The following is an 11,417-nucleotide window of genomic DNA, read 5'->3' on the forward strand; positions in this document are numbered from 1 at the left end:
AAAGGTAAAAGGGATTGGTTTTTTTCTTTTCCCTTTTCCCACCTTTTGCAAAAGTCAAACAATTTTGGATTTTAGATTTTGGATTTTGGATTGAAGAGGCACGGGTGGCTCTCATAGCGTAGCCACACAGAGTGCCGTCTCACCGATAAATCCGGGGGCTTGTACCATCAAAGAATGATTGGTCACTTTTGCAAGAGGTTCAGAGGGGTTTTTTTCTCCTAAACTCCCACGGGTGCTCACAATCAACAACTAACATCCAACGAACAACAGATAACAGATTCTTGATTGTGCCTTTTGATAGATATTGATATTTAGTGACAAATGGTATACTCTTTTTTTTCAATATTGTACGTAATAATTCTGTGTAGTGAGGATTACTATTGATATGTCTGAGATGTCTGGCAGGAAGACAGACGCATTAAAAAGTTGGTTGATAGCAATCACACTCCTGTTTAGTTTATCACCGACTATAATTTTCTTTGCTGTCTCAAAATTTGAGGGATTGTCAAATGAACAAAAAGTTGTTAACAGAAATCAAGCATTAAATACAACAGCCACATTTTTTCTAGGATTGGCTGTTATGGTTAATGCTTTCTATGCAGCCAAGCGTACCGAAGCAATGCAAAAAAGTGCGATCGCTGCTGAAAAAAGCAATGAAATTGGCATCAAAAACTTACAGCTAGCGCAAGAGCAGTTGATTGCAGAACGCTGGATGACAGCGGTGACTCAACTCGGGCATGAGGATGTAGCAACACGGACAGGGGCAATTTATGCCTTAGAAAAAGTAGCCCAGGATTCACCACAAGAATACTGGACAATTATGGAAATCCTCACTGCCTTTGTGCGAGAAAATGCTGGCATCAAGATAGATCGGGAAAACTCTGTTGAGGAACTCGCAAAAATAGCAAGAATTTCCACAGATGTACAAGCAGCCCTGACAGTAATTGGCAGACGCAATCCGCAACAAGACCGAGAAAATCAAAAACTCGATCTACGCAATACAGATATCAGACGAGTAGACTTGACAAATGCCAATTTGCAACGTCTAGACTTGCGGGGAGCAAACTTGATTAAAGCAGACCTGCGGAAAGCTAACTTGTTTGAGACAGACCTCGAAGGTGCTAAACTTTGCGGCACAGTTCTTTATGAAGCCAATTTGCAATCATGCAATCTGCAAGAAGCCAACCTCTGTGGGGCAAATTTAAATAAAGCCAACCTCTGTGGGGCAAACTTGCGGTCTGCGAATTTATCTGGAACTAGTTTGCGTGCTGCCAATTTCTCAGGAGCAAACCTGTACAAGGCTAACTTGCAAGGAGCAAACCTAAAAGTAGCTAATCTCTCGAAAGCCAAGTTGTTTCTTGCCAACTTGCAAGGAGCAAAGCTTGGTAAAGCCAACTTACAACTGACAGGATTAATAGGTGCAAACCTCAGCCAAGCTAACCTAAATGGAGCTAATTTGCAACAAGCAAATTTGAACGCCGCCAAACTCGAATATACAGAGGTATTTTTTGCTAATTTCTGTGAAGCCAGCCTTAGAGAAGCGGATCTTTCAGGAGCAAACCTGATGGGAACAAACTTGCAAAAAGCTATGTTCCATGAAGCTAATCTCTGCGGTGCAAATCTCATGGGAGCCGATCTGTTCGGAACAAATCTGTGTGATGTCAAGCTAGCAGGGGCAAACTTGACAGGAGCCAAAAATTTGCAATCACAGCAGATTAGGTTTGCAGTAGGCGATCGCACAACCGTTCTACCAGCCTATTTGGAAACTCCTGTACATTGGATGCGTTCCGAATATTCACATCAATCTGCTTCTGAAGCAGAATAAATAACTTTTGGGCAGCACAATCCCGATAACTACCTAAAGCTTTCTTAACGCAAAAATCAATTTTTCTAGCATATCACCTTTTCAGGGTGCTTCCCAAAATATAAACTTACGTAAATATTCAATGTAAAATTTTAAATTACTTCATAAATATCAGAACCTCGCACTCAAGACTTTATCTCTGATGCATCGATAAGACTAGCAGGCTGGCAAGGATGCCTATAAGCTCTTTTAGATAAGACTTTCAGTATTTTTATTTTTGAGATTTTTTTAAAAAGAGATGATGAGTATTGTGGAAGCGTTAGTTGAATTCCGAACAGATCAGGTAATAAAAAGTTAAATAAGCTGACGGATGGTTCCGGTTTTGTTAAAAAATATATGAAGAAGTAAACCAGGGTGCTATGAATCCCATCTTCTCGAAGGATTACTCGACCGCTTCCAAATCACAAAACTAGTGATTCTGTCCAGAATATCGACCTGACAAAGTTGTCTCTAATGGAATTCAAAGCATGGCTATCATAGAAGTAACTACTGCCGCAGATAGTGGAGAAGGTTCTTTACGAGCAGCGATCGCATCTGCCGAAGCAGGAGATACCATCAAGTTTGCTTCCAGCCTCTCCAACCAAACTATCAAACTCAACAGTGGGGAGCTTAGCATTACCAAGAATCTGACCATTGATGGAGGAGGTGCCGCAAATTTAACGATTAGCGGCGAAAATGCCAGTCGAGTATTTGATCTAGAGAAACAAAGCAATGTTACGCTACGAAACCTAAACATCGCCAACGGTAAGACGACGAAAGAAGGTGGTGGTATCAGAGTCGATTTCGGTGGCACTATAACGGTAGACAATTGTCAATTCAGCAATAATCGCGCTGGTAAAGGCGGAGCCATCCATCTTGGTTTAAATGGTAAGGCGACAGTGCTGAACAGCCGCTTTGACAGCAACGATGGAACCTTAGCAAAATCTCCGTTCAGCGCTGGGGCGATCGCCACCGCTGGTGTCGGTGTATTAACTGTCAAAGGTTGCGAATTCACCAATAACAAGGGAATAAATGGCGGAGCGCTGTATAGCATACAGGGTGAGTTGACAGTAGAAAAATCAGTCTTTCGTAACAACAGTTCAGAACATGGAATGGGTGGCGGCGCTATATTGGCCGATGGAGCAGACCCGAAAGGAAATAAAGCCATTGAGGGAGGTACAATTGCCATCCGTGATAGTCGCTTTGAAGGGAATCAGACCAAAGGTGAAGGCGGCGCAATCATGTCCTGGGGTTACAATCCAGACGAGATAATTATTGAGGACAGCACCTTCGTTGGCAACTCAGCAAAATTCAGCGAAAAAGGGGTCGCACGAGGGGGTGCGGTGCGATCTCACGGCAAACTAACAGTTAAGAACAGCACCTTTGCCGACAATACTTCCGACAACCAAGGTGGAGCTCTCTGGTTAGATGGACCCCATGAAATAAATCTCATCAACAGCACCTTGTCTCAAAATAAGGCGATCAAAGATGCGGGTGGGGCAGCGTTCATTAGCAATGGCGAAAATGTTCCTGTCAACATTGTCAATACCACCATTGTCAAAAACGATGCCGGACGGGCTTGTGGGGCAATTTGGTTCGGACATAAGAATAAGCCTGTAAAACTTACCAACTCAATTGTTGCTCACAATACGTCAGCTACTCGGTTACAACAACAGGTTGTGTTTCAATTACAAGATGGTGGCGGCAACATCGAATACTCAGAAGATGAGATAGCTAATCAAGTTGTAGCGGGTAGTAAGAAGGTTGACCCTCTTGTTGGAGATTTACAAAATATTGACGGGCATCTAGTACATAAGCTCGCATCAAACAGCCCCGCCATCAATGCTGGTAAAAAAGGTACCGGTATACCCACTATAGATCAACTGGGAGTGGAGCGAGATGGTACACCAGATGCTGGAGCATTTGAGGTGGTTTCTAGTAAACCTGCCGAGGTGCTTTCCAGTAACAGTACTCAACCTAGCACATCTTCAGGACAGAATCAGTCCAATCCCAATTCAACCAGCACTGTCATGGGTACTTCGCTCATTAAGGGTGATGAACGTAATGACAACCTCAAAGGCAGTGAAAGCAACGAAAAATTAGTTGGTAACAATGGTGGCGATACTATCAATGGTAACGGAGGAAATGATGTCTTGCTTGGTGGCAATGACAATGATTTCTTAAATGGTGGTAATGGTCAAGATATCCTAATTGGTGGCAATGGTAAGGATGTCCTGATTGGTGGAGCAGGCAAGGACAAGTTTTCTTACGAAAACTTTTCGCAAAGGGGTGATACCGTCTTCTATTTTGAACCGACAAAAGACGTGATTGATATTAGCAAAGTTTTGAATGGATCTACATCTTCCAGCCGCAAATCTTTCCAGGAATACGTACAACTAAAGCAAGTCGGCTCTGACACGGTTGTTAACGTTGACGTAGATGGTAGCCTCAACCGCAATAATTTTCAGGAACTTTTGAAGCTGAAAAACGTTACAGCTAGTAGTTTGACTGAGAATAACTTCGTTTTATAACAGTTTTATAAGGCAGGAAAGGTTAAGAGGCCATTTAACCTTTTCCCTGCTTATACAGCAGATTTCAAGTGAATCAAGTACAGTTAGCAAATCCCTCACCCTCTTTCCCTCTCCCAATATTGGGAGAGGGATGTCCGTCAAAAGTGAGGGTGTACTTCATTTCCATGCAAAGTGCTGTATCTATTGCGGTATAAGCCAGACAGCTTGCACAGGACAGGCGAGACACTCCGAAGTTTGAAGCGGAGGAAGCCTCCGCTTTAACTTCTCTCCATTCCACAAGAAAATCATAATGCGCCAAATTACTCCGGTCACGCTACTACAATGCGTTTAAGTCTTGTTAAGAATTTTTCGGGAAACAGTTTCCAGTAGCAGTGACTGAGATGAATGTAAAAAGAAGTGGTCTCCTGGCAGCATATGCAATGAGAAAGAAGCACTGGTTTGTTCCTGCCATGCTTGGATGTTCTCACGGCTGACTTCTTGGTCTTGCAAACCGCCAAAAGCAGTGATAGGACAATCTAGCGGCGGTTTTTGGGTATAAACGTAAGTTTCTAAGACTGCAAAATCTGCCCGGAGAATGGGAAGAAATAATTGCATGAGTTCGTCGTTTTCCAACAATGCTTGTGGAGTACCGTTGAGACGACGCAACTCTTCAATGAATTCAGCCTCTGGTAAAGCGTAAATTGGTGGCTTTTGGTCAGCAATTTGAGGAGCCCTGCGACCAGATACATACAGATGGTTTGGAACCATATCATACTGTTTGCGGAGTAGACAAGCTAATTCAAAACTAATGAGTCCACCCATGCTGTGACCGAAGAAAGCAAATGGTTTGTCTAAGTTTGATTTGAGAACGCTAGCCAATTCTTCGACTAGAGGCTCTAATCGATTAAATGGAGATAATTTCATCTGCATTCCTCTTCCAGGAAGTTCGATCGCACAAACTTCAACTGTTCCAGGGAGATTGTCTGACCAACGACGAAAGATATTAGAGCTTCCACCAGCGTAGGGAAAACAAAATAACCGTATTTTGGCATTAGGATTGGGTTTGGGACAAATCACCCAAGAGTTGAAATTTGAAGTATTTGGCATTAAAGGCTCCGTGCTGTTTGGCAATGCGATATTGTCTGTTGCTGTCATCAAAAACTTGTTAGCAGCAGAGGAGGTAAAGAGCTTTAAAATACAAAACTCCTCATTCGCACATCTTTAAATTTATCTAATTGCACAAAAATATAAAAATGAAACGCCGACACGCTATTCACAATGCTGCGATCGCTACAGTCACTACTGCCACCTTCGCACCCTGTGCCAGAACTAGTACATCTGGTGGGCTAAAAACCGGACTGCCAAATGTCCGGTGATGAATGGCAACAAGCTAGCCCAAGTCTTTGAGTGCTGTTAAATTTCTTTAAAGATGGAGAGCGAGTTTAGACCATACATGCTTTCTTACACAAAAGAAGTTTTTTCATAAAAAGTTAATATTATTGTAATAAAACTTAGAGCGAAAAATATCCACCAAACTAAATAGTGATTAGGTTTTCAAAAATTAATTACCAATTGCCTAATAAGAGTTTTTACTTTTGACTCATGCCTTGCAGAACTAACCTAATGGCATAAACTAAATCTACCTTGGTAGAGAGGCTAAAGACTAATACATAGTTGAGGATGGTATTTAGAACTTTAGAAACTCTATTTCTGCTTTTTAGGTGAAAACAATGACGGGAAACTTGTTAGCTGCCTTAATCACAGCTTTAAGCTTGTTAATTGTTGATTTAGTTGTTCCTGGTGTTGATATTGCTAATTTTCCAGCAGCTTTAATTGCTGCGCTAGCTATTGGCTTAGTCAACGGTTCTGTGAAGCCAGTTCTATCCGCCCTATCCTTACCACTTAACTTCTTATCCTTTGGAGCATTTTCACTCATTGTTAACGGCATTTGTTTCTCGCTCGCAGCATTTTTAGTTCCTGGATTCAGCGTTCATGGAGTTTTAGCTTTTCTTCTCGGTCCTGTAGTTCTGTCTTTGTCTAGTACTTTCATCAACAATTACTTCGCTGAAAGAAATCTGGCTTTGAAAAGCAGTGAAGAAACAAAATCTAAAGCTGAATTACCCTCCAGCTAACTATCAGTATTCAGCAGAACAGACGCGAGCGATCGCGTCTACAAAAGCAGCAAATCAAGATGATGGTTGGAAGAAAAATACCAAAGTAAAATAATTCCTAGGATGGAGTTAGTAGTTCGGTTAATTTCCGAAAATAAAAAACAGAAAGAAACAAAATAGAAAAAATAGCAGCAGAAATACCATGAAATTACTTCGTTATCTCCTCGGTTTCTTATTACCTCCTATTGGTGTTTTCATGACATATGGAGTAAGTACAACTTTGTTTATTAATATTTTACTTACTCTTCTCGGTTGGCTTCCCGGCGCTATTCATGGTGTTTGGGCAATTGCCAAATACGAAGAAAGACTTAACAGAGAGGTATATTAAGCCTGTGGTGAAGCCTTGATTTAGTCTCTTCATAAATCTTGAGTTTATCCCTTCTCTCTCCTAATTAAGGAAGAGAAGGGATAATTAATTGTTAAAATTCCTCGTCCCTTGTGGGCGAGGAATTTGGTAATGGGTAATCGGTAAAGTGACTAGTACGTCAAAAAAATTCAGGGTGGACATTATCCACCCTATACTTAATAGCTAGTTAACACTTTTTATTTAACAGCTTTATCACTTGGTTCTTTTTCTTTTAGCCAGTCAGCAACAGATAACAATAAATCCCTCAATACTTGTCGTAGCTCATACTCTTTTCTCGCTATGGACGTACCTGCTTCACCAAGTTTTTCTTCTACTTGAGAGTGTTTTTGTTGTACCTGTGCAACAACTTCTTCAGCCTGGGGTCGAGCTTGCTGCAACCAGTTTTTAGCCTGGTCTAGATAATCTTTAACCTCTTCAGAACGTCCACCATAGCGTGCAGCTAAATTAGCTCGAACAATTGCCAGTTGTGCTTGTAATTGAGCGTAGCGTTTCTTTAATAAAGCTACTTCTTCACTATTTTGGATTGCATTGATGGCAGAATCGATGGCAGTTTTAGTTTCAGCAGGTTTTTCGCTACCACTCTCTTGAATCTCTGCTAAAATTCCATCAACTTCTTGTTGAATTTTATTTTCTTCGTCATCCAATTTTGCTTGTAGCTGTTTAACTTCTGCCTGAGTTTTAGCAATGGATTCATGGCGTTTACTATTAACAGCTTCCAATGCTCCTTCAATTGATGCCGTCACTTCTTCTTTAAACTCGCCACCTTTTGCTTGCAAGTTCTCAACTACAGTAGAGATGGCATCTCTAACAATAGTCCGAAGTTCACCGGAGCCTTCTTTAAATTCAGAAACAACCTGAGAAACTGCGGATTTGACAATTTCGCGAATTCGCTCTGCTCTTAATTGCCCAGTTTCTTTTGCTTGTTGGAGGTCAGTTTTAATTCGTTCTTTGATATTGTTAGACATCTTTTAGATAGGTTTGGATTTAACTAATTTGGATAGAAATTCATAGGAGCACTATGCCACACTGATATTGTGGCGTAGGCTTTTCTGAAGCAGTACTTCCTTTAGATAGAAAATCACCAACTCAAAAACAGCTTACTTCCAAAGGTATAGATCCATAGAAACTAAAATACTTACATCTATACTTCTAACAGCAGTCTCAAGTAGCACAATGAAATATGGGTAGTGTTCAACCTATATGAATCTGATTAGTGAAAAAATATTTTAATGATTAATATGTATGCGTAAACTCTACACTTGGCGATCGCTCATAAATAGGGAAAAATAAAGATCGCCTACAGAATCTATAATCCTTACCAAACATAGTATTGCTCAAAATTGAGCAACTGTAAAAAAATGAGCGAACGGACAGTCTAAATTTTCTTTTTGACCACAAGTTGGTATGACTGTGGTGAGGAGTATCGAAGATAAAAAATACTGGAGTTTAGTCTCAACTCCAGTATTAGCGATCAACCCTAAGATTTTGAGGTTGTCAATTACTTAACCGGTGTTTTAGTTTGATGTATTAAATACAACATCAACCCAGTAGTTAGCCGACTGATAGGTGGAAGTTGGGAAGGCAGGGGTGGCGCTATAAGTATAAACACCATTGGGTCCACTCTCTCCATTACGCAGAGCATGTAGTGGTGGTTTATCCACACCGGAGTTGGCAAAGTACCCTACATCTTGAGAGTAGCGTCCAACAGTGGTGTGGTAAGAGGCTACGTAGACTGTATTGGCGGTAATTGCCACAGGTGTAGCAAAGTTCACCTGTTGCCAACCAGAGGCAGTTTCGTTGGTAAATGTCGCCCGTGCTAGTTCTTGACCGCTACTAGTCCACAAGACACCGACGTGGGTGCCAGTATTTTGTGGTCCCTTGTAGAAACGAATCCCAGTAATGTTGCCATTGACATCAGAGCGGAACTTCACACCCAAATTCACTGCTGACGAGTCATTTTCTGTGATTAACGCAGGAGTCGCCGAGTCATCCCAGATGCTCACTGATGATGTGTTAGTTGTAGTGAACGACCAAGTGTAGTTTTGTGCGAGGGCATTACCTGCCTGATCTTTGACTCCAGTCGTGCCGCCTTTGATAGTGGCTGTATAGGTAGTAGAAATTGCTAGTGTACTGCTCGGTGTCAGTGTAGCTGTGTTGCTTGCCGCATCATAGGTGACGGTGCCGGTCACTAATGTGTTGTTTGGGTCACGCAACTCAAAGTTGCTAGTGCTTATTGTTGCAGCGTCCATTGCCTCACTGAAAGTGGCTTTGACAGTTGTACCTGTGCTGACGTTTGTTGCACCGTTACTTGGAGTTGCCGAAGTCACTGTCGGCGGAGTCGTATCGTTACTACTAACTGTGACATTAACTTCATTTCCAGGTGTTTCTATGTTGCCACTATCATCGATCGCGCGACTCTTAATGGTGACTGTTCCATTTGTAGTAGGTGTCAACCAAATGTAGCTCCAACTAGCACGACCATTAGCTGGATGCCATGTCGCCCCCCCGTCAACTGATACCTCAACACCACCAACAACACCACCAATGTCACTGGCCGCACCACTAATTGTTATCTGGGTACCAGCCTGCACAGTCGCACCAGCTGTGGGCGAGGTAATGGTTGAGGTGGGAGCGGTAGTATCACCAGAGGCGGTGGCTAGTTGCAGACCAGACTGTAACGTAGCGGGTTGCACACCCATATCAGCAAACAGGTTTACAGTTGCCTGCTGCATTCGCACATCTGGTGTTGTTGTACCGCGATCGTGATTTCCATCCAGACCCCAAGGCCACTGTACCGTCCCGGAGCCGAACACCAAGGCACTGTTACCAGTACTACCACTGTATTTGTACAGTGTCAGATGGTGGGTGGCTGTACCAGACCTAAAAGTTGATCCGTAATCCTGTAGAACGGGGGCATTGTTGACAGTGGTCGTTGACATCCGAATTAAGCCTGGGGGTCGCAAGCCGTTGTCGATGTCTTCGTCCCATTCATAACCCAAGGTGCCATTGGTGAGTGTGGCAGTGCTACCTGGCAAGAGGTTAGCAATGCTGGTATTGCGCCATAAGCGCATTTGGCCGTCTGCTGCTGGCACTTGGATCGCAGTGGTCGCCCCAGCGTTGACAGTAAAGAGGGTGCCAGTCAGGGCGTTCTCAGGACGACCACCATCAGCTGGTGGGCTGAAGCGAGGGTCACGCCACGTACCAGTCCAAGTAGGCGGGTCTTCTGGATCGATGATGGCATTGGCATGAGTCTCTTTATAACAGACCAACGTACGATAAGGTGTACCTGACCCATCAATGCTGTTTTCCCAGCGGGTCTTCCAGAAAACCTCGTTGCCACTAAAGAATGCTAGATTGATGCCAGCATCCCGGGCGGCTTCAACTTTCTGGCGTTGTTGGTTAGACCAATACTCGTCATGACCAACCGATAGAAAGACCTTATGATTTTTAATCAAGTCACCACGGCGATCGCTATCCACACCAGTAAAGTAACTAACGTCATAGCCATTAGCCTCTAGCCAACGCACCATCGGGTATTCAGCGTTGAATAACCAATCTGCACCACCATCAACAGAACGAGTGTTGAACGGACGGTTGTAACTCACCTTGTAAGCCCGTCCAACAGGCGATCCAGTGTAAAGGCTATTACCACCGTAACTGTTGTAAGCCAGCCAAGTAGTATCTGAGGTCTGGAAGAGGAGATCGGAATTGCTGGAGTCGTTTCGGACAATAAAGACAATATGGCTTGCTCCGGTTGTTCCATCTTGCCGCACCGCCTTCGCAAAATAAATTCCTGAGGTGGCAGTTGTTGGGATTTGCCACGACGCAGACACTGCCCAGTTACCGCAATCAATTAACCCGGTTGACGAGTTAGTTAAGCAGTTAGGTTGGTTTTGTGGTAGAGGTACAGAAGGTAGAACGGTGTCTACTTTACGAGCACCATTTCCGCCATAGTAGCCCATGCGGTAGATGTCGAGACGGTAATTAGTGGAGTTAGTGTTGATTTTGAAGTTGACTGTCTCACCCAAGTTATAGCTGATATCAGTTGTAAAACCTTGGATGTTTGAACTTCCTGCACCACTGATGTCCCACTCGCTAGGAGGATTCCCTGGTAGAGAGTTCTCCGTGACGATCGGGTTAGTTACGGCAAGCACCCTACGTGTTCCCAGCTGAAAACCCCCATTGAGGTTGATCGCTAGCAGTGCTGTGAATAGTATCACTATCATTAAGCGAATGAGCTTTCTCATACAGTCTCCTTCGCAGCTTGATCGCAGCTGACAGGCAATAGCAACTCACCAGACATCTTGCTTTTCATTGATAAATTAGTTCTCCATTCAACTCTGGCAGTCTGCCAATAGAAATGAGTGGGGGAAGCGATGGCTGAAATGCTTTTCATGTCATGACTCTAAAAATAAATCACTGCACAAAATTGTTTGATGAGCCACTAGGTAGTTCATCGCGCTAATTGAGAGGCTTCTAAGAAACCCGGTTTATTAGGAAACCGGGTTTTTGGGTTATACAACCTA

The 11,417-nt window shown here is 43.1% G+C and carries 9 protein-coding genes; 5 read left to right on the forward strand and 4 right to left on the reverse strand.

What is annotated here, in order from left to right; translation table 11 throughout:
* Window positions 1-394: 394 nt before the first annotated feature.
* Together FIS9605_RS0115355 and FIS9605_RS46105 are read left to right on the forward strand one after the other, a co-directional pair.
* Window positions 395-1,825: a pentapeptide repeat-containing protein gene (locus FIS9605_RS0115355; protein ID WP_026733381.1), complete on the forward strand. Its 1,431-nt coding sequence runs from the start codon at window positions 395-397 to the stop codon at window positions 1,823-1,825.
* 506 nt (window positions 1,826-2,331) lie between these two features.
* The gene (locus tag FIS9605_RS46105) at window positions 2,332-4,374 is read left to right on the forward strand and encodes a choice-of-anchor Q domain-containing protein (protein ID WP_026733382.1); all 2,043 of its coding nucleotides are present in this window, start codon (window positions 2,332-2,334) and stop codon (window positions 4,372-4,374) included.
* Between the two features lie 327 nt (window positions 4,375-4,701).
* Here the strand turns inward: FIS9605_RS46105 and FIS9605_RS0115365 are convergent, their stop codons facing one another.
* Window positions 4,702-5,460 carry a thioesterase II family protein gene (locus FIS9605_RS0115365; protein ID WP_026733383.1) on the reverse strand — a complete coding sequence of 253 codons (759 nt, stop codon included), beginning with the start codon at window positions 5,458-5,460 and terminating at the stop codon, window positions 4,702-4,704.
* Between the two features lie 146 nt (window positions 5,461-5,606).
* Here FIS9605_RS0115365 and FIS9605_RS46110 point away from each other — a divergent pair, with 146 nt between their 5' ends.
* From FIS9605_RS46110 to FIS9605_RS0115375, 3 genes are all read left to right on the forward strand, one after another.
* Complete coding sequence (locus tag FIS9605_RS46110) at window positions 5,607-5,729, forward strand: hypothetical protein (RefSeq protein WP_269321045.1); 123 nt, start codon at window positions 5,607-5,609, stop codon at window positions 5,727-5,729.
* A gap of 354 nt (window positions 5,730-6,083) precedes the next feature.
* Entirely contained in the window at window positions 6,084-6,485 is a 402-nt protein-coding gene (locus FIS9605_RS0115370) for a phage holin family protein (protein WP_026733384.1), read from the forward strand.
* A 181-nt stretch (window positions 6,486-6,666) separates the two neighbouring features.
* Window positions 6,667-6,852, forward strand: a complete 186-nt coding sequence (locus tag FIS9605_RS0115375) for a YqaE/Pmp3 family membrane protein (protein ID WP_026733385.1) — start codon at window positions 6,667-6,669, stop codon at window positions 6,850-6,852.
* Between the two features lie 215 nt (window positions 6,853-7,067).
* Here FIS9605_RS0115375 and FIS9605_RS0115380 read toward each other — a convergent pair whose 3' ends face one another.
* The 3 genes from FIS9605_RS0115380 to FIS9605_RS42700 all read right to left on the reverse strand — a co-directional run bounded on the left by FIS9605_RS0115380 (window position 7,068) and on the right by FIS9605_RS42700 (window position 11,287).
* On the reverse strand, window positions 7,068-7,856 hold the full coding sequence (locus FIS9605_RS0115380) for a hypothetical protein (RefSeq protein ID WP_026733386.1): 789 nt from the start codon (window positions 7,854-7,856) through the stop codon (window positions 7,068-7,070).
* Between the two features lie 549 nt (window positions 7,857-8,405).
* Complete coding sequence (locus tag FIS9605_RS0115385; protein WP_026733387.1) at window positions 8,406-11,138, reverse strand: N,N-dimethylformamidase beta subunit family domain-containing protein; 2,733 nt, start codon at window positions 11,136-11,138, stop codon at window positions 8,406-8,408.
* A complete protein-coding gene (locus tag FIS9605_RS42700) occupies window positions 11,135-11,287 on the reverse strand; it encodes a hypothetical protein (protein ID WP_155960436.1) in 153 nt (50 codons plus the stop codon). Before FIS9605_RS42700 ends, FIS9605_RS0115385 begins: the two co-directional genes overlap by 4 nt.
* Window positions 11,288-11,417 lie beyond the last annotated feature (130 nt).

Origin of the sequence: Fischerella sp. PCC 9605, from assembly GCF_000517105.1 — a bacterium.
Classification (GTDB): domain Bacteria; phylum Cyanobacteriota; class Cyanobacteriia; order Cyanobacteriales; family Nostocaceae; genus PCC9605.